We start from the raw sequence: 23,592 nt of genomic DNA on the forward strand, positions 1-23,592 counted from the left end.
CCCGGCCGTCGGCGGCGACCGGCAACAGTTCCCTGGAAACGAGTGGTCGGCGAGCGGTGGACGGACAGCGACACGGCACGGAGGGTGACCTCGCCCTGCCCGGGGGCGGGCGACGACGGTGGGCCGCCGGTGATCCGACCGCCCGCCTGTTGACCGTCGGCGCGGCCCTGCTGTGCGCCGTGGTGGCGCTCGGCGTCGGCCTGACCGCCTCCGGTGGTGGCCGGGTCGGCGCGGTGCTGCCCCTGGTGGTCCTCGCCGGACTGGCCGTCGGGGTGCTCGCGCTCACCCGGTTCGCGGCGTACGTGCTGCTGATGCTGGCGGTCCGCTCCTGCGTCGACCTGTTCAAGCTCAGCGGCCCGACCGCCGGCCGGGCCGACGGTGCCGGGGCGACCCGGGCGATGGACCCGTCGACGATCCTCGCGGTGCTGTTCCTGCTCGCCGCCGGTCTCTGGCTCGCCGCCCAGCTCCGCCAGCGGGGCCGGCTGCGCGGCTCGCCGCTCGGCGTGGCGATGCTGCTGGTCGGGGCCACCTGCCTGGTCAGTGCGGCCGGGGCCGCCCAGCCGGTGCCCAGCGCCCTGGAGGCGCTGCGGATCGGCACCGTGGTGGTGATGTTCGTGGTCCTGGAGCAGTTGATGCCGGACCTGCCGGCCGTGCGCCGGGTGCTGCTCGCCGCGTACGTCTCGCTGGCGCTGGCGGTCGGCTACACCGCCGTGCTGTCCCTGCTCGGCCACCCCCCGGCCGAGATCAAGGGGGACTTCACCCGGATCAGCGGCCCGTTCAGCCAGTCCACCACGTTCGGCCGCTACCTGATGTTCATGGTGATCTTCGGGTTCGGCATCCACCGCTACCTGAGCCGCCGGTTGCGCCTCGGCCTCGGCGTGCTGCTCGCCGCGTCGCTGCTGTTCCTGCTGCTCACCAACACCCGCAGCGCGATCCTCGGGGCGGGGTTGGGCCTGCTGGTGGTGGCGGTGTTGCACCGCAGCCGGCGGATGCTGGTGGCGCTCTGCCTGGTCGCGGTGGCCGGGGTGGCGCTGCTGCCGAGCGTGGCGCACCGCTTCGGTCAGCTCGCCGACGACACCGCCGTCGGCGGCGGCCCGACCGGCAACACCCTCGCCTGGCGGGTCGGCTACTGGTCGGAGATCGTGTCGCTGGCCAACCGCAACCCGGTCACCGGGATCGGCCCCAACATGACCAAGTTCGAGGCCGACGAGGCGAAGAAGCCGCACAACGACTTCCTGCGCGCCTATGTCGAGACCGGGCTGGCCGGGCTGCTGGCGTACCTGGCGATGATGGCGCTGTGCCTGCACACCGGGCTCAACGCGCTGCGCCGCGCCCCACCGGGGAGCCTCGGCCGGGGGATCGCGGTCGGGTTCCTGGGCTGCGCGGTCGCCTTCGTCGCGGTCAGCGCGGCGTCCAACGTGATCTCGAACGTGGTCACCCTGTGGTATTTCGCGGCGTTCGCCGCGGCAGCCGGCGCGGTCGCCCGGGGGCTACCGGCCGAGCCGTCCCGGGCGGCGACGCCCCGACCGGTGACGACCGGGTGGCACAACAGATGAAGGATCAAGCAGTGGGGAGCAGCAGGGTGGAGATCGTCGACTATCTGCGGGTCGCGCGGCGTCGACTCTGGCTGCTGGTGGGCATTCCGCTGGTGGCCGGGGCGGCAGCCGCGCTGGTCGTCCTGCTCGGCCCGCAGCAGTACGCGGCCACCTCGTACGTCGCCGCGCCCGCCCTGGTCGGCGGCAGCGCGGCCCAGCAGTACACCGGCACGCAGGCGGCCAACCAGTTCGCGGCGGCCTTCGCCGCGGCGGTGACCTCCCCACAGGTGGTCGACCAGGTGGCCGCCGACACGGGGGTCTCCGCCGACGCGCTACGCGACGGCCTGGCAGTCAAGCAGGTCGGGGCGAGTAGTCAGCTCACCGTCACCTACACCGCCACCGACCGGTCCACCGTCGCCTCGGTGCTCGCCGCGACCGGCAAGCGGGCCCTGGCCTTCCTGTTCGCCAGCCAGGTCGGCATCGCCACCGACGAGGTGAAGACGGCCACCGACGAGCTGACCACCGCCACCCGGGCGATCAACGACTGGGAGAAGGCCAACAAGGTCAGCCAGCCCGACAAGCTCTACCAGTCGACCCTGCAGGAGATCGCCAGCCTGCGGCAGCAGCAGTTGCAGATGAAGGCGGTCGGCAACAGCCGGGGCGCCGACGCCGCCGCGGACTCGATCAGCGCCGGGCAGAAGCGGCTCGACGAACTCGGCCCGAAGCTGCCCGACTACCAGGCGTTGCTCGCCCAACGCGACAGCGCCACCAGCGCGTTGGCCTCGGCCCGGCAGGGGCTGCAACAGGCCCGCGCCCAGTCCCAGGCCGCCGACCCGGAGAAGGTGACGAGCGTCGGCGAGGTGCAGCCGGTCTCCCGGGTCAAGGCGCTCGTCGCCCTGGTGCTCCCGGTGTCCGGTGCCGGCCTGCTGCTGGCCGTGCTGCTGGTGGCGGTGCTGGAGTGGCTGCCGCGCAGCCGCCGGGCCGGTCAGCAGCCGGCGGTCGGCCGGGCCGCCCCGGCGCTGACCGGCGGGCGGCGCGGCGGCGACGACACGGTGGTGCTGCCGGTCGTCACCTCGACCGTGCCCGAGCAGCACCGACGCCGGTAGGTGGCGGTGGCGCACGCGTCCGCGCAGGGCGACAGGCACGTCCGGGGAATGGCCCGCGGCGGCGGGCTCAACCTGCTCGGCGCCCTGCTCAGCCAGGCGGCGGTCTTCCTGATCATGCTGCTGCTGGCCCGGCTGCTGGGCCTCCGGGAGGTCGGCCGGTACGCCCAGTGCTACGCGGTGCTGTCGCTGGCCGGGCTGCTGTCGCTGTCCGGGTTCCGGGCCGGCCTCACCCGGTTCGTGGCGGTGCACCTGGCCGACGACGACGCCCCGGCGCTGCGCGGCACCGTCCGGTTGGGACTGGCCGTCTCGGCCGGCTCGTCGGTCGTCCTGGCCGGGGCGCTGGCGGCCGGCGCACCCTGGCTGGCCGACCGGCTGCACGACCCGGGGCTGGTCACCGGGCTACGGCTGGTCGCGCTGACCCTGCCCGCCTCGACGGTCTGCGAGGCGGCCCTCGCGGCGACCCGGGGCTGGCGGACGCAGCGGCCGTACACCTTCATCGGCCAGCTCTACGAGCCGGGCACCCGGCTGCTGCTCACCGCGCTCGCCCTGGTCACCGGGGCCGGGCTGACCGGGGCGTTCTGGGCGCTGGTGGTGGCCGGCTGGTCGGCCGCCCTGCTCGCCCTGCTGGCCCTGGCCCGGCTGGTCCGCCGGGTGCCGTCGGCCCGCCCGGTGCACCGGCCGGGGGAGCTGTTCCGCTTCTCCACGGTCAGCTGGGTGTCGTCGCTGTCGTCGACCGGGCTGATCTGGGTCGACACCCTGCTGCTGGGTTTCTTCGCCAACCCGGACATCGGCGTCTACAACGTCGCCACCCGGCTGGTCACCGTGGCCATCTTCGTGCTCGCCCCGGTCAACGCGGCGTTCGGCCCGTACCTGGCGCACCTGCACCACCGGGGTGACCTCGACGACGTCCGCCGGGTCTACGCGGTGGCCACCGGCTGGGTGGTGCGGCTGTCGCTGCCGGCGTTCGTGGCGCTGCTGGTCCTCCCCGGCGACCTGCTGCGGGTCTTCGGCGGCGAGGTCGCCACCGGCGCGGCGGTCACCGTGATCCTCGCCCTCGGCCAGCTCGTCAACGCGGCCACCGGCCCGTGCGGCACGGTGCTGAACATGTCCGGCCGGGTGGCCCTCAACATGGCCGACAACCTGGTCGCCCTGGTGCTCAACGTGCTGCTCAACCTGTGGCTCATCCCCGCGTACGGGATCGTCGGCGCGGCGGCGGCGTGGAGCGCCTCGCTGATCGTGGTCAACATCGCCCGGGTGGTGCAGGTCCGCCACCTGACCGGCGCGCTGCCGTTCACCGTCGGGATGGCCAAGGGGCTCGCCGCCGGGGTGGCCGCGCTGGCCGCCGGGCTGCTGGTGCACTGGCTGGTGCCGGGCTGGCCGTGGCGGCCGGCCGCCGGACTGACCGCGATCGTCGCCGTCTACCTGGGAACCGTGCTGGCGCTGGGGCTCAGTCGGGAGGATCTGATGGTGCTGCGTACCCTGGCCCGCCGCCGCCGTGGCGGACCGGCCGCCGCCGGGGACGCCCCGCCGGCCGGCCCGTCCGACGACGGTCCGCTCCCCTCCGGGGCGGGCGGGGGCGGTCGGGACACCGCCGGCCGGGTGGTGTCGCGGTGAGCGCGGGGCCGCGCCGGGCCACCGTGGACCGGCTGCGCCGGCTGGTACGCGGCACCCGCGCCTGGTCCCGGGCGGCGCTGCCCGGTCGGGTCGGCGCGCTGCCCGACTTCCTGATCATCGGTGGGCAGCGGTGCGGCACCACCTCGCTGCACCACTACCTCGCCGCACATCCCGACGTGCGGGCCGCCACCGGCAAGGAACTCCAGTTCTTCAGCCTGCACTTCGGCCGGGGAACCCGCTGGTACCGGGCGCACTTCCCACCGGCCGCCCCGGGCCGGCGCAGCTTCGAGGCCAGCCCCTACTACCTGTTCCACCCCAGCGTCCCGGCCCGGGTGGCGGCGACGCTGCCCGACGCCCGGTTCGTGGCGCTGCTGCGCGACCCGGTCGAGCGGGCCTACTCGCACTACCTGCACACCCGCTCGTACGGGCTGGAGCCGTTGGGCTTCGCCGAGGCGCTCGCCGCCGAACCGGGGCGGCTGGCCGGGGCGCTGGCCGACGGGCCGGACACCCCGGCGGCGCACCACGCGCTGCGGAATTTCTCCTACGCCGCCCGGGGCCGCTACGCCGAGCAGCTCGACCGCTGGTACGCCCACCTGCCCGCCGAGCGGCTGCACGTGATCCGCAGCGAGGACCTGTACGCCGACCCGGCGGCCAGCTATGCGGGCGTGCTGCGGTTCCTCGGGCTGGCCCCGTACACCCCGGCGGAGTTCGCCCGGCACACCCGCCGGGCGGACACCGGCCCGTCGCAGCTCACCCCGGCGCTACGGGCCGAACTGGCCGCCGGGTTCGCCCCGCACAACGCCCGCCTCGCCGACCTGCTCGGCTGGCCCCGCACCTGGTGAGCGCGCGGGCCACGCCCGTCAACAGTCCGCAGCGGCGTGACGGGGGTGGCCCGCTTCGGCAGGACCAGGATCGATTCGACGTCCGGTTACCTGGTCAGCTGGTGACGGTTCGCTGGCTGGAGAGCCGGTGGGCAAGGTCGATGGCCATCTGCTCCTGTCGCCAGGTGCCCCAGATCCGGTGGTGGGCGGCCACCTCGGCGCGTACGTCGGCTGAGGCGTCATCGCGCGCCTTGGTGCAGTAGGCGACGTTGACCAGTCGGGACTCTTCGCCGATCCGGCGGGCTTCTGCCAAGCCGAGCAGGGCGATCCCGGTGACAGCGAGTGCTCTGATCTGATCGGTGGACAGGGCCGCAGCACTGGCATGTGGGCCGGCGGTGTGGATGGCGACGGCCAGTTCGCCCTGGGACAGCGCAGCCACCAGGGCTGCCTCATCGATGGCTGAGGCGGACGGATCAGAGGGAACGGTAGGCTGGACAGGCATCGTGGTCCTTTCGCAGAGGGTCGATGCAGCTGGCCTCGGCGGGCCGCAATCCCGTCGAGGCCTTCTTCTTTTACTCCCGCAACCGTCAGGCAGGGGAGGAACAGCAGTTCGAGGTGCCATCACGGTATGCAAGGGCACTTGCGTCGGTCAAGGCCCCTAGCGATGGGTTAGGCTTCGTGTCGTGTCGCCCGAACGAAGCGGCGAGCGGGAGATGCCTGTGAAGATCAGCCATTCCGGAGTAGCGCAGATCCGTGACCCGGGAGCGAGGGCACGCAAAGCCGGCGAGCTTATCGACGAGCACCAGGCGGCGGTCAACGAGTTGTCCAGGTTGCGCCGCGCGGCGCTGGACGAGATGGTGTCACAGGGCATGACCCATACCCAGATCGCCGAAGTCGTCGGTATGACCCGCGCTCGGGTGGGCCAACTCCTGTCCTCGGGACCGCGCCCGGAGCGGACGGTGCTCGGCACCGGAGAGTTGACCATCGCCGTAGGCGGTAAATTCGAGGCTGGCAAGAAGGATCCGTACGCTGTGGTCTCAGCCGAGATGCTCGCCGCGTACGAGAAGCTGTCCGCTCTTGCCCGGGGTCTTGGTCTGACGTCCGGGTACGAGGTGGTCCCTCCGCCTGGCATGGTCGACCTCAACCGTGCCAACCTCATCGTGATAGGCAGCCCTCGGATACTGCCGTTCGTCGGTCAGGTGGTCGCCGCCGACGCCATGTTCGGATTCTGCGCGGACGACGACGGTCATTACCTGGTGAATCACCGGACCGGTGAGGCGTTTCGCTCGCCGTCCGACTCCGGTGAACCAGTCGATTACGGCTACCTCGGTCGACTTCCCCGGCCTGACGGGCGCGGCACGTTCCTGTATCTCGCCGGCATTCACGCGATGGGCACTCTCGGTGTCGCCCACTACCTGCACGACCACCTCGACGAGTTGTACCGAGAGGTGAAGAACCGGCGCTTCTCCCTCCTGGTTGCCTGCACCTACGAACCGCGAAAGCGGACGATCGAGAAGGTCGAGGCCCTGACGCCGGTCCACCGGGTGGAAGGGGCACCGTGATGCGCGTCTGCGCCGCCTCGGAGGCAGGCGATCCGACGGTGCCCAACGAGGACTGGGCTCTCGCCGGAGAGAATCTGATCGTCGTGCTCGACGGGGCGACCGTCCGGACCGGCACCGGCTGCGAGCACAGCGTCACCTGGTACGCCGCGAAACTCGGCTCGGCGCTCGCCGGCCTCGCGGTGGATCGGGACACCCACCTGGTCGACGCCCTGGCCCAGGGCATCCGCGCCGTCGCCGACCAGCATCGGCATCGGTGCGACCTCGACCACCCGGGCACACCATCCGCCGCGACCGCGGTGCTGCGGCCCCGCGACGGCTCACTGGAGTTCCTGGTGCTCGGTGACGTGACCGTCGTCGTCGACACCGCCGACGGGATCCGGGTCGTCACGGACGACCGGGTGGACAGGACCGCGCGTGCCGAACGGGAGGAGGCGGACCGTCACCCGTTCGGCTCGGCGGCGAAGCGGGCCGCGCTGCTGCGGATGAAGCATGCTGAACTGGCTGCCCGAAACCGACCTGGGGGCTACTGGGTGGCGGCCGCCGACCCGGACGCCGCCAGCCATGCGATCACCGGCGGGGTGCCGCTCGACAGCGTACGGCGGTTGGCGGTGTTGACCGACGGTGCCGCCCGGTCGGTGGCGCTGTTCGGCCTGTCGACCTGGGTCGACGTTCTGGACGCCCTGGATCGGGACGGCCCGGTGGCGCTGATTCGTCGGGTGCGTGCCGTCGAGGCGGCGGATCCGTCGTGCCTGCGCTGGGCACGCAACAAGTGCAGCGACGACGCCACCGCCGTCTATGCCACCCGGACCGGTGACCCGCTCGGCTGGCCCGCACCTGATGAACGGCCGCCGGGCCACCGCCCAGCACCATGATCGGATGGCGTTCTGGTAGACGACACGCCGAGGATACTGCGCAAAACTGCAATCTGATCATGGTGCCCCCACGGTCACCACCCGCAGCCCGGCGAGCGACCGGCCCGGCGAGCGACTGGCCCGGCCCGCGCGGCGGGTGGGGGCAGATCAGCGGATCGGGGCGAGGACCGCGGCCGGGTCGCCCTTGGCCCGTAGCAGCACCGGGCTGGGGCCGATCGGCAGCGCGCCGGTGCGGGCGGCCGGGTCGGCACCGACCGGGCCACCGGTCACCCCGGCCGTGGCCGGCAGCGACACGGTGCCGGCGGAGGTCGACCAGACCACCAGGGTGCTCTCCGCACCCCGCCGGAACGCCACCCCGGTCAGTCCCTTGGCGTTCACCGGCTCGACCGTCGCGTCCCGGGCCGCCGCCGCCAGGGCGGCCATCATCGCGCCGGCCTGCCGCTGGGTGCCGTCCGGGTCGAGCAGCCCGTAGCGGACCTCCGCGCCGGCCCGGTTGTTCGGGTTGTACGCCAGCGGCAGCCAGAGCACCTCGCGGACGCCCCCGGCGACCAGCATGCTGACCACCTTGACCATCTCGTCGCCCCGGCCCGCCGCGTCGTCGCCGCCATCCTTCCAGAACTGGCCGACCTCCCACGCCTGCACCGGCACCCCGGCCGGGGTCTCCGCCCGCAGGTAGTCCAGCAGCGCCGGCACCCCGGAGAAGTGCTCGTAGAAGTGCAGCTGCCGGACGTCGACCACCCGGTCGTCGAGCAGCTTCTCGGTGACCGCGAGGTAGGCCAGGTTGCGGGAGTTCTGCGCGTTGTCCAACGCGGCACGCAGCGCCGTCGGGTCGTTCACCGCCGGGATCAGCCGCCCCCGGGTGCCGATCCGCCGCTGGAAGTACGCCTGGTAGGCGGCGACGGCCTGGTCGGGCTGACCGGCGCGCAGCAGCCGGTCGGCGACCCCCATCCCGTACGCCACACTGCTCATGCCGGAGTCGACCACCTTGGCCTTCGGGTCGGCCGACCGGATCGCCTCGGCGGCGGCGGTGACCAGCCGGCGGTAGTCCTCGGGGCTGCCCGCCCAGTACTGCTGGGCGTTGACCTCGTTCTCGATGGCGTACTCACCGACGCCGTACGGGGCGTACCGCTGCACCAGCGTACGGACGAAGTTCTGGTAGGCGGCCAGGTCCTGCGGCATCGCCGACTCGGTCTTGTTGGCCTGGCCCCTGGTGAACTTCGCCGTCCCGCCGGTCGCCCAGCACACCCCGGTACGGATCTTCAGGTGCAGGGTGATGCCGAGGGCGCGGCTGCGTTCGGCGATCTGGTCCACCGCCGCGAAGTCCGGGCTGCCCTGGGTCTTCTCGATGTCGCACCAGCTCAGCTCGTGGTACGTCGTCGAGCCGGTGAGCTTCTCCAGGTAGGGCACGAACTGGTCGTGCCGGGAGAAGTCCCAGTGCGCGCCGAACGGGTTGCGGACCGCCTCGCCCGCCGGCGGCGTACCGCTGGCACCGGCGGACGGGGCGGCCGACGGCGCGGTCGCCGACGGGGCCGGCCCGGGGGCGGGATCGTCCGAACAGGCCGCCGAAGCGACCAGGGCGAACAGCACCGCCCCGGCGACCAGCACCCGTCGCCCGGCCCGGCGGGCCACCGGCGACCCGGCCCGGCGGTTCACCGGTAGCCCAGTTCGCGCAGGGTGGCACCGGAGAAGACCCGGACCAGCACCCGCAGGAAGGGGTCCAGCTCCCGGCGGTAGGTGCCGACCCGGGAGCCGTAGATCGGCGCGTCGGTGCCGGCGGCGGCCCGCCGTCGCTCCGCCTCGGCGGTGTACTTGCCCGCCACGTCGTGCTGCTTGCCGTCGTAGTCGAGCACGCCAGCCTCCCAGGGTTCGCCGAGGAACTCGAACAGGCCCCGCATGGCCTTCTCCGGGTCGGTGACCGTCTCCTCGTAGCGCAGTTCGTGGTAGCGGTCGGCCGGCAGCCGGGCCCCGGCGGCGCGGGCGATCCTGATGTAGCGCGGCCACTTCACCACGCACTTGACCGCCGACCAGTAGCCGAACCGTTTGCGGTGCGACACCACCACGTCCCGGCCGTCCCGCACGACGTGCACGAACTGCGCGTCGGGGAAGACCTCGGCCAGGAAGTCGATGGAGAGCGCGTACAGCGGCGTCTTGTCGGCCCAGCGGGTCTTGCCCCGGGATTGGGCGTAGTCGGCCTGGATGCCGCCGAAGAAGTCGGCGATGCGACCCAGCCAGTATTCCCGGGGGAACCCGAAGCGGGACAGCCGCTCCCAGTCCCGCCCGACGATGCGTTGCATGTCGGCCAGGAACCGGGTCTCCGGGCCGCAGCTGACCCGGGAGTGCGAGTCGAGCACCAGCCGTAGCATGGTGGTACCGGAACGCTGGCAGCCGACCAGGAAGATCGGCCCCTGCGGGCGGCCCGGCCCGGGGGTGGGCGGCGTGGTCTGCGGGTCAGCCATGCTCCACCACCCCCTGCCGGCCGGCCAGCGCGTCCAACCGGCCGGTCAGCTCGGTGCACAACGCCCGCACCCGGGGGTCGATCTCCAGCCGGGGCCGCGCCGGGCTGCGCGCGCCGACGTGCGCGTGCAGCACCGGGTCGTACGGCAGGTCGAGGAAGGCGCACAGCCGCCGGGTGTACCCCGCCGGGTCGGCGACCAGCGCGTCGTACGAGCAGAGCAGGGTGTCCGGGCGGTCGGCCAGCCCGAGGGAGAAGTACAACGAGTTGCGCACGTACCAGAACAGGGCGGCGGCGGTGTGCGGGGTCATCCGGTCGTAGTCGAAGCCGGCGACCAGGTCCCGCGTCGGCGCGTCCAGACGCTGCCCCTGCCAGCGGTCGGAGATGGTGCCGTCGGCGACCGCCCGCAACGCCCGCAGGTTGGCGTCGCCGAACTTCGCCACCTCGGAGCGGGCCCGGTCGTCGACGTCGCGGTACGCCCACACCGCCCGCCCCGGCGTGACCCCGGGCAGGTCGAGCAGCTCGTCCACGCGGTGCGTGTCGCACAGCGGCTTGACCAGCACGTACCGGTGCCGGCTGCGGCGGATGACGGCGGTCAGCACCGGGTCGGGGCGTAACCGGAAGCGGTGGAACACGGCCCGGTCGTTCTCGTTGCGGACCTCCACCGACGGGTCGGCGTCCAGCCCCCGGGTGAGCATGTTGGTGCCGGAGCGTTGCAGGCCCACCAGGTAGACCGGGACGGCCCGGCCGGGCGGCCCGGGATGCGTCCGCCGCCACCGCCACTTGGCCAGCGCGGTGCGGGTCCGTTCGACCGGGTCGAGCCGGTCCTCCTCGATCAGCCGCCGGATGCCCTCGGTGCGTGCCCAGCGCAGGTGCCGGCGGACCCGACGGGCGGTGTACGCCAGCGCCGAGGGCTCGTCGGGGTGGGGCACCGGGTCCTCCTCGGGCACGTCGGGCGGGGTGGGGCACACGGTACCGGCAGATCATCGCGGCTGGCCACGTGGCCGTGTGGTCAGCCGGCGATGGGCCGTGTGGCTACTTGGGGATCATGAACTGGACTCACGACACCGGTGGCGCATACGGTGGGGCCCCTGGTCACCGCTGCTGTCCGGGGCGACCACCCCACCCCGCGACCCCCGACGGACCCCAGCAGCCACCTCCGGAGCAGGCCGATGCGTGTCCTCCACGTCAACAAGTTCCTCTACCGGCGCGGCGGCGCCGAGGGCTACCTGCTCGACGTCGCCGAGCTGCAACGGGGCGACGGCGACGAGGTGGCGTTCTTCGGCATGACCCACCCGGACAACGACGCCCCCACCCCGTACGCCAGGCACTTCCCGTCGCACGTGGAGCTGGACCCGACGCCGCGCGGCGCGGGCGCCCGGGCGGCGGTCGCGGCCCGGATGATCTGGTCGCCGGCCAGCCGGCGGGGCCTGGCCCGGGTGCTCGACGAGTTCCGGCCCGACGTGGTCCACCTGCACAACATCTACCACCAGCTCTCCCCGTCGGTGCTGGCCGCGGTACGGGCCGCCCGGGTGCCGGCGGTGATGACCCTGCACGACTACAAACTGGCCTGCCCCAGCTACCAGATGCTCGACCGGGGGACGGTCTGCGACGCGTGCGTCACCGGCGGCCCGCTGCGCGCGGCCCGCCGCCGCTGCAAGGACGGTTCGCTGGGGGCCAGCTCGCTGCTCGCCGTCGAGTCGTGGCTGCACCGCGCCACCCGGGCGTACGGGCCGGTGCAGGCGTTCGTCAGCCCCAGCCGGTTCCTGGCCGACGTGATGGGCCGGGCCGGGGTCTTCCCCGACCGGATGCACGTGGTGTCGCACTTCGTCGACGTCGCCGCGACGACGGTGAAGACGGCCCCCGGCGGGCCGGTGGTCTTCGCCGGTCGGCTGGCCGCCGAGAAGGGTGTCGACGTGCTGATCGAGGCGCTCACCCGGCTGCCCGACGACGTCGTGCTGGAGGTGGCCGGGGACGGTCCGGCCCGCGCCGGGCTGACCGAGCTGGCCCGGCGGCGGGCCCCCGGCCGGGTCCGCTTCCACGGCCGGCTGGACAAGGCCCGGCTGCACGAGCTGGTCCGCTCGGCCACGGTGGTGGCGGTGCCGTCGCGGTGGAACGAGAACCAGCCGATGGCGGTGCTGGAGGCGTACGGCTGCGGGGTGCCGGTGGTCGCCTCCGACCTGGGTGGCCTGCCGGAGCTGGTCACCGCCGGGGTGGATGGCGAGGTGGTGCCCGCCGACGATCCGGTGGCGCTGGCCGACGGGCTGCACCGGGTGCTGGCCGACCCGGCTCGGGCGTACCGGATGGGGCGGGCCGGGCGGGCGCGGGTGGAGCGGGACTTCTCCCCGCAGGCGCACCTGACCCGGTTGCGGGAGGTCTACGCGAGCGCCGCGCGGGCCGTGCGGGAGCCGGTGTGAACCCCCCGGTGCGGGTGCTCTACCTGGCCGGCAGCGGACGCAGCGGCAGCACCCTGGTCACCACGGTCCTCGGGCAGTACCCGGGGGTCTTCGCCGCCGGGGAGCTGCGCTACCTGTGGCAGCGCGGCGAGGTGGAGAACCGGCCCTGCGGCTGCGGCCGGCCGCTGCGGGACTGCCCGCTGTGGGGCGAGGTGCGCCGGGAGTTGCCGACCGACCGGGCCGCCGCGATCGCCGCCGGGCTGCGCGGCCGGCTGCGGATGCGCGGCCTGCCGGCGCTGCTGCGCCGGCACCGGCGCGGCGTCCGGCCGGTGCCCGCACACCCCGACGACGCGGCGCTGGCCGATTTGTACGCCGCCGTGGCCCGGCACACCGGGGCCCGGGTGGTGGTCGACTCGTCGAAGCTGCCCCCGTACGGCGCGTTGCTCGGCGCGCTGCCCGGCGTCGAGCTGCGGGTGCTGCACCTGGTCCGTGACCCCCGGGCCACCGCCTTCTCCTGGCGTCGCCGCCGGGGCCTGGACGGCGACACCGACCCCGAACTGATGAGCCGACCGCCGGTGTGGAAGGCCGCCCTGCTCTGGCTGGTCTGGAACACGGTGACCGTCCGGCTGTGGGCCGACCGCGCCCCGGCGGGCTACCTGCGGGTGCGCTACGAGGACCTGACCGCCGACCCGGAGCCGACGCTGCGCCGGATCCTCGGGTTCGCCGGGGTCGACGCCGACGGCGGCCCGTTCACCGGCCCGGCGACGGTCCGGCTCACGCCGACGCACTCGGTGGCCGGCAACCCGTCGCGGCACCGGACCGGCCCGGTGCCGGTCACCGCCGACGTGCAGTGGCGGCGCGACCTGTCCCGCTGGTCGTACGCGCTGGTCACCGTACTGACCGCGCCGGGGCTGCGCCGGTTCGGCTACCCGTGGCGGCGGGACGTCCCGGCGTCGACGGCGCCCGCCCGGATGACGGCGGCCGGAGCGCGGGCGGGGGCCGAGGGTTCTGTGGGCGTCGGGCGGGCGGGATCGACCGGGCACGAGGAGGGCTGAGCGATGTTGGCGGTGGTGGTGGGCACCGGGCGGTGCGGGTCGACGCTGGTGCAGGAGCTGCTGTCCCGGCACCCCGGGGTCGGGTTCGTCTCCGGGGTCGACGACAAGCTGTCCCGGCTCAACCTGGCCGGCCGGTTCAACGGCCCGCTGTACCGGCGTTCCGCGCCCCGCCCGGCGGGCATGACGTCGCTGCGGCACAGCCGCCGGCTGCTGGAGAAGGGCCGGCTGCGGGTCGCCCCGTCGGAGGCGTACCACCTGCTGGACCGGCACGTGGTGGCCGGTTTCTCCCGGCCGTGCCGGGACCTGACCGCCGACGACCTCACCCCCTACCTGCGGGGGCGGCTGCGGGCCTTCTTCGACGCCCGGATCGCCAGGCAGGGCTGCCGGCTGCTGCTGCACCACGTGACCGGCTGGCCGCGCACGGGTTTCCTCCGGGCCGGCTACCCGCAGCTGCGGGTGGTCAACGTGGTCCGCGACGGTCGGGCGGTGACCAACTCCTGGCTCCAGATGGGCTGGTGGGACGGCTGGCGTGGGCCGGAGAACTGGTTCCTCGGGCCACTGCCGACCGACCTTCGCCGGGAGTGGGAGGAGTACGACAGATCGTTCCCGGTGCTCGCCGCGCTGGGCTGGAAGCTGCTGATGGACTCCTTCGCCGAGGCCCGCGCCGCGCACCCCGAGGGGCAGTGGCTCGACGTGCGCTACGAGGACCTGCTCGCCGACCCGCGTGCCGAGGTGGCCCGGATGCTCGACTTCCTCGGCCTGGACTGGTCACCGGCGTTCGAGAAGGGTTTCGGGCGCTACCGGTTCCACGCCGGGCGGCAGGCCGCCTACCACGAGGAGTTGGGCGACGCGCAGCTCGCCGCCGTGGAGCGGGTGCTGGACAAGCCGCTGCGGCAGTGGGGTTACCGGGACTGACCGTCCCGTCGGCCGCCCCGCCCGCCCGGCCGGTGTCGTCGGGGCGGCCGGGGCAAAGTTCCTACAGGTGCAGGTGGTGGTGCCGGTCGGTCGGCCCATAACGTGCGCGGTCTCGGGAGATTCAAGGAGACCGCATGGCTGGATTGGGAACACCCCTTCGCGTCGGGGTGGCCGCACTGTCCGCGATGGTGCTCGCCGCCCTGGGCGCGGCACCACAGGCGCAGGCGGCGCAGGACGTACCGACGATCGTGGTCCAGGACGGGGTCACCCAGCCGGTGTTCGGCTACGGCGACGCCATCCGGGAGCGCCTGTTCATCGACTCCACCTTCGACAGCGACAACGACGGCCTGCGCGACATCATCGCGTTCGACCTGATGCGACCGGCGGCCACCGCGAACGGGCTCAAGGTGCCGGTGATCATGGACGCCAGCCCGTACTACTCGACGGTCTGCCGGGGCAACGAGTCCGAGTGCAAGGCCGACCTGGACGGTGACGGCCTGCTCGACAAGTGGCCGCTGTTCTACGACAACTACTTCGTGCCGCGCGGCTACGCGGTGATCCTGCTGGACATGGTGGGCACCAACAACTCCACCGGCTGCCCCACCACCAACGCCAACCAGGACAATCTCAGCGCCAAGCAGGCGATCAACTGGCTCAACGGCCGGGCCACCGCGCGTAACGCCGCCGGCCAGGTCGTCACCGCCGACTGGCACAACGGCAAGTCGGGCATGATCGGCAAGTCGTACGACGGCTCGCTGGCCATGGCGACGGCGGTGACCGGCGTCAAGGGCCTGACCACGGTGGTGCCGATCAGCGGCCCCACCGAGTACTACGACTACGTGCGCAGCAACGGGGTGGTCACCCGGGGCAACAGCTACGTGGCGTCGCTGGCCAACACGGTCACCAACCCGGAGCGGCGGGACTACTGCAAGCCGGTGCGCGATGCGATGGCCGCCGCCGACGGCGACGAGACCGGTGACTACACCGCCTTCTGGAACGAGCGCAGCTACGTCAAGAAGGTCCCCAACATGACCGCCAGCGTGCTGCTCTACCACGGTCTCAACGACGACAACGTCCGCGCGGACCACTTCAGCAAGTTCTGGTACGCCCTGGCGGAGAACAACATCCAGCGCAAGCTGTGGCTCTCCCAGGAGGGGCACGTCGACCCGTTCGACTCGCGGCGGGCGGTCTGGGTGTCCACCCTGCACCGGTGGTTCGACTTCTGGCTGCACGGGATCGCCAACGGCATCATGGACGAGCCCCGGGTGGACCTGGAGCGGGCCGCCGACGTGTGGGAGACCCACGCCGACTGGCCGATCCCCGGCAAGGCCGACACCGAGGTGTTCCTGCAGCCCGGCACCACCGGGGCGGGTGGCCTGAAGCTGGTGCCGACGGCCAAGCCGGCGACCGGCGCGTTCCAGGACAGCCGTACCCAGAGCCAGAACACCATGATCCTCAACCCGGACACGGTGCAGCCGAACCGGCTGGCGTTCCTGTCCGCGCCGCTGACCGCGCCCCTGCACATCTCGGGCACGCCGACGGTGCAGCTGCGGGCCTCGGCCGACCAGACCGACACCAACTTCGGGGCGATCCTGGTCGACTACGGCACCGACGAGCGGGTGGCGCACCGGGCGTCCGGTGAGGGCATCATCACCCTGACCACCGAGGACTGCTGGGGGCTGAACAGCCCGACCGACGACGGCTGCTACAAGCAGACCGCCAAGCGGGTCGCCACCGCCGACTACGAGCTGGTCACCAAGGGCATCATGGACGCCCAGAACCGGCAGTCGATCCGGACCGCCGTGCCGCTGGTGGTGGGGGAGTCGTACAACTTCACCTTCCCGCTGCTGCCGGAGGACTACGTGTTCAAGCCGGGTCACCGGATCGGCGTGATCATCGTGGCCAGCTACCCGCAGTACTCCAGCCAGGCGGACACCACCGCCGCGAACATCAAGGTCGCCCTGAAGAGCAGCAAGATCGTTCTTCCGGTGGTCGGCGGCACCGCCGCCGCGCACGCGGCCGGTTTCTGACCGACCCCCGGGTGGCCGCCGACGCAGCACCGCTGCGCCGACGGCCACCCGGCCCGGTCACCCCACGCTGCAGGGGGTGCCGTTGAGCACGAAACCGGTGGGCGGGACGTTCGGGCCGCTGTAGGCCCCGACGAAGCCGGCGGTGGTGCTGCCACCGGCGGCGATCCGCCGGTTGTCGTCGGTGCCGGCGACCGTCACGGTACGCCCGGTCTGGGTCCAGGTGGCGCTCCAGCCGCTGCTCACCTGCTGCCAACCGGTCGGCCAGGTGAAGGTCAACGTCCAGCCGTCGACGGGGTTCGCCCCGTTGTTGACGATCTCGACGTTGCCGACCCAGCCGTTGCCCCAGTCACTGGCGGTGGTGAGCCGGACGGTGCAGCCGCTGTCGGCCGGGCCGGCGGTGGTGAAGGTGACCGGCGACGACGACCACGACACCTTCCCGGCGGTGTCCCGGGTCAGCACGTTGAGCGTGTACCGGGTGCCGGGGACGAGGTTGTCCACGGTGAACGAGGTGCCGGCCGTCTCGCCGAGCTGCTCGCTGACCGTGCCGTTCTGCCGGTACACCTCGTACTTGGCGATCGGGGCGCCCTTCGGCGGGGCCGGCGACCAGGAGATCGTCGCCGACCGGTCGGTCACCCCGCTCGCCGTGGGCTGCCCCGGCGGTGCCGGGTGCGCGGTGACCGGGGACGAGGGCCGCAGCACCAGCGTGGTTAGCGAGTACGCCGGCAGCGTCGCGCTGCCCGCGCTGCCGGACTGCCCGGTGACCACGCCGGATGCCCCGTTGGTCAGCGAGTACGTGGTCGGCGCGGCAGCCGACGGGGTGAAGCCGGCGTAGTCGATGGTGACCGGACGGGCGTTGGCCGGGTCCTTGTTGACCAGCAGCACCGCGAGATCCCCGTCGGCCCGCCGCACGGCGTGCGCGGTGACCAGCGGCTCGTCGGTGGCGGCCCGGACGAACTGGTCACCCGGCCGGGCGAACAGGTTCATCATCGACAGCGCGTGGTACGGCGCGAACGGGGTGTTCAGCGGCGGCTCGCACACCGAGTTGTCGGCGGTGCACCCGCCGCTGGACAGCAGCCCGAAGTCGCCGTAGTCGGTCTGCCCGGCGACCTCGGTGACGGTGCCGATGCCGTTGTGCACGTTCCACCACTGGACCGTGAAGACGCCGTTCTCCAGCAGGTCGCTGTAGGCGTCGGCGAGGAACAGCGCGCCCGGCTGGGTGTTCTGCCCGGTGCCGACGTTGAGCTCGGTGAAGCTGATGCCGATCCGGGCGGCGTTCGGGCCGGCGTACCGGGCGAGCTGGTCGCGCAGCAGGTGGGCCGCCTCGTCGATGTGGGCCGTCCGGGAAAGCGACTCGGCGGCGGTGCCACCGGGGTACCAGTGCACGTCCACGAAGTCGATCTTCGGGCCGGCGATGGAGAGCACGGTCCGGTTCCACGGGCCCGGGTCACTGCCGGCGGTGATCCCGTCCGGCCAGTTCCCCGGCATGGTCAGCACCGCGCCGACCTTGACCGTCGGGTCGACCGCCTTCATCGCGTCGGCGTAGTCGACCACCAGCCGGGCGTACTGGCTGGCGCTCTTGTCGGGGTGGTCGTCGGCCTCCCAGGCGGAGCCGTAGTGGCCGTTGCCGTAGTTCTCGTTGCCGACCGTCCACCACTTCGCGCCGTACCCCTTGGTGACGTTGGCGTAGCGCACCCAGTCGGCGGCCTCGGCGGGGGTGCCGGTGCCGTAGTTCGCGATGATCATCGGTTGTGCGCCGACCCGCCGGGCGGCGGCCATGAAGGTGTCGAAATCGGTGTTCGGCGCGACGTACCCGCCGGGCGCGGTGTGGTCGCGCCAGTGGTAGATGTCGGCGTACGAGCCGCCCGGGTAGCGCATCATCCGCACCCCGGCGGCCTTGAGCAGGTCCGACGTCTCGTTCGTGCCGAGCTGGGAGTCCCAGATGGCGTGGTTGACGCCCAACGCGGTGTCCGGCACGGTGGCCAGCCCGGCGTTGGCGTTGACGGTCACCGCCACCGGGTCCGCCGCCGCGTCGGCGGGCGACGGGCCGGTCACGGCGAGCCCACCGGTGGCGAGCAGCAGGCTCGCGGCGAGCGCCGTCACGCGCCCCGGGCCGCGACGCGACGGGCGCGACGGTGGGGCGGAAGCTGTGTTCATACGGGATTCCTTCGTGGGTCACCACAGCACACCGCCCGGCCGGTCGGGGTTGCGTCGCCCACGAGGGCGTCGAGACGGCGGGCGGGACTGGTGGACGGGAGTGCTGGCGTCGTTCCGTCGTGCTCGTCGCCGTCCCCCGGAAACCCAGCGGCTCCCGGTTGCCCTGGACGACTGTCAGCCCCACGCGCGGCACGTCATCGACGCATCAGAATCCCACGACGATCGTGGCGAATTCAAGCGCTCCCCGCCCCGCCGGGTGCCGGTACGGCTCACCGCCGGGCGGCCACCCTCGCCGCGACCCCGGCAGCCCGCACCACCGCGGCCATCCGGCGGGGCCGGGAGACGACCGCCGGCCGGGTACGCAGGCAGTCGTGCACCACGTCGGCGGCCCGCTCCACGCTCAGCAGCATCGGCTTGACCGGCGACTTCGCCATCTTGGTGTCGACGAACCCGAACCGCACGACGGTCACCCGCACCCCGTGCGGGCGCAGCGCGCCCCGCAACCCCACCAGGTACGACGTCAACCCCGCCTTGGCGGCGGCATACCCGGGGGCCTGGGCCGACGGGGCGACGTCGGCGAGGCTGGACAGGCCGACGAGGTGACCGCCGCCCCCGGCCACCATCGCCGGCACGACCACCTCCACGGTGCGCGCCGCACCGATCAGGTTGACCTCCAGCGCCCTGGTCTGCGCCGCCAGGTCACCGAGGTCGAAGAACTCACCGACCCCCGCCGCGTAGACGCACACGTCCACCCCGCCGAGCCGGTCGACCGCCCCGGCCAGCACCGTGCGGTAGGTGTCGCCGGTGACGTCGGCGACGTGGTGGGTGTAGCCGGTGTCGGTCAGGTCGCTGGCGCTGCGGGACAGCCCGGCGACGGTCCAGCCGGCCGCCACCAGTTGCCGGGTGAGGGCCAGCCCGACTCCGTCGCTGTTGCCCACCACGATCGCCCGTCGCCCCTGCGTGTCCATGCCCCGGACCCTAGCCGCCACCGTCCGGCCCGGGGCTCCGCACCTCACCGTCCGCCCGGACCCGCACCTCACCGTCCGGCCCGGGACGCGACGCCGCCCCGCCCACCGGGTCGGTGGACGGGGCGGCGTCGCAGCGGCAGCCGTCAGGGCTGGCCCTGGTAGACCTCGTCGTCGGCGCCCCGGACGAACAGCCGGACCAGACCGCCGTAGACGCTTCCCGCCGGGGCGGAGATCGTCGCGCCGGGGCCGTCGATCGTGCTCCAGGCCGTCCACGCGCCGGAGTCCTGGAGGTACCAGGCGGTACGCAGGTCGTCGCCGCCGGTACGGACGAAGACGTGCAGCCCGCCACCGTAGACCAGGGCGGCCGGCGCGGACGCCGCACGTGCGGTGCCGGGCACGTCGCTCCACCCCGACCAGGCCCCGGTGGTCAGCGAGTACCGGTTGGTGCGCACGTTGCCGTTCGTGCCCCGGACGAAGACGTGCAGGTCACCGCCGTAGATGGCGGCGGACGGGGCCGAGTTGGCGCCGGTCGGGCCGGCGAGGGTGGCCCAGCCGGACCAGGTGGCGGTGCCCAACGTGTACCGGTTGGTACGGACCTTGCCGTTCGCGCCCCGGACGAACAGGTGCAGGTCACCGCCGTAGACGGCGGCGGACGGGGCCGACGACGCGGACGTGGTGCCACCGATCGTGCTCCAGCCGGACCAGGTTCCGGTGTCCAGGGCGTACCGGTTGGTGCGGACCTTCTGGTCGGACTGCACGAACACGTGCAGCTCCCCGCCGTAGACGGCGGTCGCCGGTGCCGAGGTCGCCATGGCGTCACCGGGGACGGTGGACCAGCCGGACCAGGCGTCGGTGTTGGTGTCGTACCTGTCGACCCGCACCTGCCCGTCCGGGCCCTGCACGAAGACGTGCAGGTCACCGCCGTAGGTGGCGGTGGCGGGCGCGGATTGGGCCTGCGCCGTGCCCGGCACCGGCGTCCAGCCCGCCGCGCGGGCGGCCGAGGGCCGGGCGGCCGCTGCGGCGGGGGCCGCCGGGTGGCTGGCCGCCGGCACGGCGACGGCCGGGGTGGCGACGAGCGTGACCGCGCCCAGGCCGAGAGCGAACGCGGGCAACCGGCGGCGTACCAGTTTCATCGATGGAGTCAGACGCATAACGCTCCCTTGTGGACGACCGGTGGTGACGACGGCGCGGTCGGCTTGCGGCTGGTCCACCGGGCTGCACACCCCGCCCGTTGCGGCGCGGCCGGCGACCCCGGCCCGCGACCCCAGCTGACCCCCCGTCGCGGTCACCCTATCGATCCGCCCGTACCCCCACATCCACCGAACCACCCCACCCCCACCCGTCCGCGCGGCAACCGGACCGGCCGGTCGGACAGGGCGGGGGAGCGGCGGTGATCAAGAGGTTGGCGTCACGAGAACCGATCAGGGTGACGCAAAGCTCTTGATCACCGCCAGTGGATGTCCGTCAGACGACCGCGCAGGGGGAGCCGTTGAGGGTGAAGAAGGCCGGCTTCGCGGTGTCGCCGGTGTGGTTGGCCTGGAAACCGATGGTGACCGAGCCGCCCGGCGGGATCGAGCCGTTGTAGGAGACGTTGGTGGCGGTGACCGCCCCACTGGTCGGCGAGTAGGTCGCGTTCCAGCCGCCGGTGATGGTCTGCCCGGCGGGCAGGGTGAACGCCAGGTTCCAGCCGGTGACCCCGGTGTCCCTGAGGGTGGTGATCGTGATCGAGGTGGTCAGGCCGGTGTTCCAGGCGTTCACGGTGTAGGCGATCCGGCACTCGGCCCCCGGGCCCGGCGTGGTGGGCGTGGGCGGGAACGGCGTCGGCGGCGTGGTCGTCGGCACCGGCGGCGTCGTCGTGGGCGGCGGAGTGGTCGGCGGCGGGGTGGTGGGCGGCGGGGTGGTGGGCGGCGGGGTGGTGGGCGGCGGGGTCGTGGTGGGGGGCGGGGTCGTGGTCGGCGGGGCGTCCAGGCCGAAGAAGCGGATCGCCTGGGCGGCGTCGACCGGCAGGTTGTGGGTGACGCCCTGCATGCTGATCGCCTCGACCGGCGCGGTGCCGCCGCTACCGCCGTACCGGGTGCGGGTGTAGCCGGCCTGCGGGGAGTCGGTGTACGTCGGCGTCTGGCCCAGCCCCTGGACGTTCGTCCACTGCTTGACCTCCTCGCCGAAGTTCGGGTAGCGCAGCGTCTCGTCGTTGGTGCCGTGCCACAACTGCATCCGGGGCCGCTTGCCGGTGTACCCCGGGTAGGCGTTGCGGACCAGGTCGCCCCACTGCTGTGCGGTCTTGGTGACCTGCCCGTTGGCGCACTGGCTGTTCCACTCCGAGCCGTCGGTGGTGGCGAAGCAGCCGAACGGCACCCCGGCGAAGGCCGCGCCCGCCGCGAACACGTCCGGGTAGTCACCGAGCAGCACGTTGGTCATCATCGCCCCGGACGAGGTGCCGGTGGCGAAGATCCGGTTCGGGTCGACGGGGTACCGGGCCCGGACGTAGTCGACCATCGACTTGATGCCCACCGGGTCGCTGCCCCCGTCGCGGCGCAGCGCCTGCGGGGAGGAGACGTCGAAGCACTTGCTGCTGCGGGTCACCGAGGGGTAGATGACGATGTAGCCGTACCGGTCGGCCAGCGCCGCGTACTGGGTGCCGGAGTAGAACGCCGGGCCGCTGCCGGTGCAGTAGTGCACCGCCACCAGCAGGCCCGGCCGGGCCGCCACGGTGTTCGGCACGTACAGGTACATCTGGAGGTTGCTCGGGTTGGCCCCGAAGTTGGTCACCTGGGTCAGCGTCGCCGCCGACGCGGGGGTGGGGGCGGCGATCGCGGCCAGCGCGGTGAGCGCGGCGGCGACCAGGGCGGTGCCGAACAGTTTGATCCTGGGTCTCACGGGTTCCTCCGGAAGATCGCGGATACGCAGCTCTGCCGATCGAGGCTGCCCGGCGCTCGATCATGTCCGGCTCAGGAACATCCATGAGTATCGTTAGCCCGCCGCCGGCTTGGCAAGGCGGCCCGTCCCACCGGAACTTCCGGTCCCCGGGCGGCGTGGACACCGGCGTCCGGCGGGGCCGGCCCGGTGGATAATGGCCCCCATGCGTGGTCCTGCGATGACGGACGTGGCCCGCCTCGCGGGAGTCTCCCACCAGACGGTCTCCCGGGTGCTCAACGACCACCCGAACGTGCGGGAACAGACCCGGGTCCGGGTCCGCGCGGCGATCGCCGAGCTGGGCTACCGACCGAACCGGGCGGCCCGGGCGCTGGTCACCGGCCGCTCCCAGCTGATCGGGGTGGTCGCCCAGAACAGCACCCTCTACGGGCCGGCGTCGCTGCTGGCCGCCCTGGAGCAGGCCGCCGCGTCGGCCGGCTTCGCGGTCAGCGTGGGCAGTGTCAGCACCCTCGACCGGCGGTCCATCTCCGCCGCCGTGGAGCGGCACCTCGACCACCGGGTCGCCGGCATCGTGGTGATCGCCCCGGTGGCCTCCGCCGACGAGGCGCTCGACCACCTGCCGCACGGGGTGCCGCTGGTCACCGTCGACGGCGATCCGGCCCGAGAGGCGGCGCTGGTCACCGTCGACCAGGCGGCCGGGGCCGGGCTGGCCACCCGGCACCTGCTGGACGCCGGGCACCGCACGGTGTGGCACGTCTCCGGCCCGGCGGACTGGTTCGACAGCGCCGGGCGGGTCGAGGGCTGGCGGTCGGCGCTGCGGGCGGCCGGCGCGGAGGTGCCGCCGGTGCTGTCGGCCGACTGGAGCGCGGCGTCCGGCTACCGCTGCGGGCAGATGCTGGCCCGGATGCCGGAGGTGACGGCGATCTTCGCGGCCAACGACCACCTTGCGCTCGGGGTGCTGCGGGCGTTGAGTGAGCGAGGGCGTCGGGTGCCGGACGAGATCAGCGTGGTCGGCTTCGACGACGTGCCGGAGGCGGCGTACTTCATCCCGCCGTTGACCACCGTGCGGCCGGACTTCGACGCGGTGGCCCGCGCCGGCCTGGCGATGCTGCTACGCCAGATCGAGGCCGGCCCGGGTGTGGTGGAGCGCCACACCATCGCCCCCACCCTGGTCCACCGAGCCAGCGTCGCCCCCCCACCCCCCACCTAACCCCCCGCCCACCCCCACCCCACCCCTC

The 23,592-nt window shown here is 73.3% G+C and carries 19 protein-coding genes; 11 read left to right on the top strand and 8 right to left on the bottom strand.

Translation table 11 applies throughout. The features are described 5' to 3' along the window. The first annotated feature begins 56 nt into the window (after positions 1-56). From ACN267_RS06385 to ACN267_RS06400, 4 genes are read left to right on the top strand one after another with little or no spacing between them, the layout of a single operon-like run. Positions 57-1,556 carry an O-antigen ligase family protein gene (locus tag ACN267_RS06385; protein WP_421488174.1) on the top strand — a complete coding sequence of 500 codons (1,500 nt, stop codon included), beginning with the start codon at positions 57-59 and terminating at the stop codon, positions 1,554-1,556. A gap of 11 nt (positions 1,557-1,567) precedes the next feature. Further along, on the top strand, positions 1,568-2,641 hold the full coding sequence (locus ACN267_RS06390; protein ID WP_204960437.1) for a Wzz/FepE/Etk N-terminal domain-containing protein: 1,074 nt from the start codon (positions 1,568-1,570) through the stop codon (positions 2,639-2,641). Between the two features lie 6 nt (positions 2,642-2,647). Further along, positions 2,648-4,255 (top strand): oligosaccharide flippase family protein, encoded by a 1,608-nt coding sequence (locus tag ACN267_RS06395; RefSeq protein ID WP_421488175.1) that lies wholly within the window; start codon positions 2,648-2,650, stop codon positions 4,253-4,255. Beyond that, a complete protein-coding gene (locus ACN267_RS06400; RefSeq protein ID WP_421488176.1) occupies positions 4,252-5,097 on the top strand; it encodes a sulfotransferase family protein in 846 nt (281 codons plus the stop codon). The genes ACN267_RS06395 and ACN267_RS06400 overlap by 4 nt, the downstream gene beginning before the upstream one ends. Positions 5,098-5,191: 94 nt before the next feature. Here ACN267_RS06400 and ACN267_RS06405 read toward each other — a convergent pair whose 3' ends face one another. Next, positions 5,192-5,515, bottom strand: coding sequence for a hypothetical protein (locus ACN267_RS06405; RefSeq protein ID WP_421488177.1), 324 nt, complete (start codon positions 5,513-5,515; stop codon positions 5,192-5,194). Positions 5,516-5,759: 244 nt separating this feature from the next. Here ACN267_RS06405 and ACN267_RS06410 point away from each other — a divergent pair, with 244 nt between their 5' ends. Next, entirely contained in the window at positions 5,760-6,638 is an 879-nt protein-coding gene (locus ACN267_RS06410; protein ID WP_421488178.1) for a sigma-70 family RNA polymerase sigma factor, read from the top strand. Next, the gene (locus tag ACN267_RS06415; protein WP_421488179.1) at positions 6,638-7,510 is read left to right on the top strand and encodes a protein phosphatase 2C domain-containing protein; all 873 of its coding nucleotides are present in this window, start codon (positions 6,638-6,640) and stop codon (positions 7,508-7,510) included. The genes ACN267_RS06410 and ACN267_RS06415 overlap by 1 nt, the downstream gene beginning before the upstream one ends. Positions 7,511-7,657: 147 nt before the next feature. Here ACN267_RS06415 and ACN267_RS06420 read toward each other — a convergent pair whose 3' ends face one another. Genes ACN267_RS06420 through ACN267_RS06430 form a run of 3 tightly spaced genes read right to left on the bottom strand, consistent with a single transcriptional unit; the run spans position 7,658 to position 10,894 of the window. Next, positions 7,658-9,163 (bottom strand): hypothetical protein, encoded by a 1,506-nt coding sequence (locus ACN267_RS06420; protein WP_421488180.1) that lies wholly within the window; start codon positions 9,161-9,163, stop codon positions 7,658-7,660. Continuing rightward, entirely contained in the window at positions 9,160-9,966 is an 807-nt protein-coding gene (locus ACN267_RS06425; protein ID WP_421488181.1) for a sulfotransferase family protein, read from the bottom strand. The genes ACN267_RS06420 and ACN267_RS06425 overlap by 4 nt, the downstream gene beginning before the upstream one ends. Beyond that, on the bottom strand, positions 9,959-10,894 hold the full coding sequence (locus tag ACN267_RS06430) for a hypothetical protein (protein WP_421488182.1): 936 nt from the start codon (positions 10,892-10,894) through the stop codon (positions 9,959-9,961). The genes ACN267_RS06425 and ACN267_RS06430 overlap by 8 nt, the downstream gene beginning before the upstream one ends. A 240-nt stretch (positions 10,895-11,134) precedes the next feature. On the opposite strand from ACN267_RS06430, the gene ACN267_RS06435 reads away from it, so the two are divergent. From ACN267_RS06435 to ACN267_RS06450, 4 genes are all read left to right on the top strand, one after another. Further along, the gene (locus ACN267_RS06435) at positions 11,135-12,379 is read left to right on the top strand and encodes a glycosyltransferase (protein ID WP_421488183.1); all 1,245 of its coding nucleotides are present in this window, start codon (positions 11,135-11,137) and stop codon (positions 12,377-12,379) included. Continuing rightward, the gene (locus tag ACN267_RS06440) at positions 12,376-13,413 is read left to right on the top strand and encodes a sulfotransferase family protein (protein ID WP_281896863.1); all 1,038 of its coding nucleotides are present in this window, start codon (positions 12,376-12,378) and stop codon (positions 13,411-13,413) included. Before ACN267_RS06435 ends, ACN267_RS06440 begins: the two co-directional genes overlap by 4 nt. Before the next feature lie 3 nt (positions 13,414-13,416). After that, entirely contained in the window at positions 13,417-14,328 is a 912-nt protein-coding gene (locus ACN267_RS06445) for a sulfotransferase family protein (RefSeq protein ID WP_204960445.1), read from the top strand. 134 nt (positions 14,329-14,462) lie between these two features. Further along, positions 14,463-16,358, top strand: coding sequence for a CocE/NonD family hydrolase (locus tag ACN267_RS06450; RefSeq protein WP_421488184.1), 1,896 nt, complete (start codon positions 14,463-14,465; stop codon positions 16,356-16,358). A gap of 57 nt (positions 16,359-16,415) precedes the next feature. On the opposite strand, the gene ACN267_RS06455 is transcribed toward ACN267_RS06450, so the two are convergent. The 4 genes from ACN267_RS06455 to ACN267_RS06470 all read right to left on the bottom strand — a co-directional run bounded on the left by ACN267_RS06455 (position 16,416) and on the right by ACN267_RS06470 (position 22,357). Then, positions 16,416-18,512 carry a cellulose binding domain-containing protein gene (locus ACN267_RS06455; protein ID WP_421488185.1) on the bottom strand — a complete coding sequence of 699 codons (2,097 nt, stop codon included), beginning with the start codon at positions 18,510-18,512 and terminating at the stop codon, positions 16,416-16,418. 269 nt (positions 18,513-18,781) lie between these two features. After that, entirely contained in the window at positions 18,782-19,480 is a 699-nt protein-coding gene (locus ACN267_RS06460) for an SDR family NAD(P)-dependent oxidoreductase (RefSeq protein ID WP_421488186.1), read from the bottom strand. 143 nt (positions 19,481-19,623) lie between these two features. Continuing rightward, entirely contained in the window at positions 19,624-20,631 is a 1,008-nt protein-coding gene (locus ACN267_RS06465; RefSeq protein WP_421488187.1) for a hypothetical protein, read from the bottom strand. A 313-nt stretch (positions 20,632-20,944) separates the two neighbouring features. Then, entirely contained in the window at positions 20,945-22,357 is a 1,413-nt protein-coding gene (locus tag ACN267_RS06470) for a PHB depolymerase family esterase (RefSeq protein ID WP_421488188.1), read from the bottom strand. Between the two features lie 202 nt (positions 22,358-22,559). Between ACN267_RS06470 and ACN267_RS06475 the strand changes: the two genes are divergently transcribed. Continuing rightward, the gene (locus tag ACN267_RS06475) at positions 22,560-23,564 is read left to right on the top strand and encodes a LacI family DNA-binding transcriptional regulator (RefSeq protein WP_281896878.1); all 1,005 of its coding nucleotides are present in this window, start codon (positions 22,560-22,562) and stop codon (positions 23,562-23,564) included. The last annotated feature ends 28 nt before the right edge of the window (positions 23,565-23,592 follow it).

This window comes from Micromonospora sp. WMMD734 (assembly GCF_049178975.1).
Classification (GTDB): Bacteria; Actinomycetota; Actinomycetes; order Mycobacteriales; family Micromonosporaceae; genus Micromonospora; species Micromonospora wenchangensis.

Bases quoted from the DNA above. Each gene is read 5' to 3' on its own strand.
- ACN267_RS06435 (WP_421488183.1), top strand. From the start codon at position 11,135: ATGCGTGTCCTCCACGTCAACAAGTTCCTCTACCGGCGCGGCGGCGCC.
- ACN267_RS06415 (WP_421488179.1), top strand. From the start codon at position 6,638: ATGCGCGTCTGCGCCGCCTCGGAGGCAGGCGATCCGACGGTGCCCAAC.
- ACN267_RS06445 (WP_204960445.1), top strand. From the start codon at position 13,417: ATGTTGGCGGTGGTGGTGGGCACCGGGCGGTGCGGGTCGACGCTGGTG.
- ACN267_RS06465 (WP_421488187.1), bottom strand. From the start codon at position 20,631: ATGCGTCTGACTCCATCGATGAAACTGGTACGCCGCCGGTTGCCCGCG.
- ACN267_RS06455 (WP_421488185.1), bottom strand. From the start codon at position 18,512: ATGAACACAGCTTCCGCCCCACCGTCGCGCCCGTCGCGTCGCGGCCCG.
- ACN267_RS06460 (WP_421488186.1), bottom strand. From the start codon at position 19,480: ATGGACACGCAGGGGCGACGGGCGATCGTGGTGGGCAACAGCGACGGA.
- ACN267_RS06475 (WP_281896878.1), top strand. From the start codon at position 22,560: ATGCGTGGTCCTGCGATGACGGACGTGGCCCGCCTCGCGGGAGTCTCC.
- ACN267_RS06450 (WP_421488184.1), top strand. From the start codon at position 14,463: ATGGCTGGATTGGGAACACCCCTTCGCGTCGGGGTGGCCGCACTGTCC.
- ACN267_RS06425 (WP_421488181.1), bottom strand. From the start codon at position 9,966: ATGGCTGACCCGCAGACCACGCCGCCCACCCCCGGGCCGGGCCGCCCG.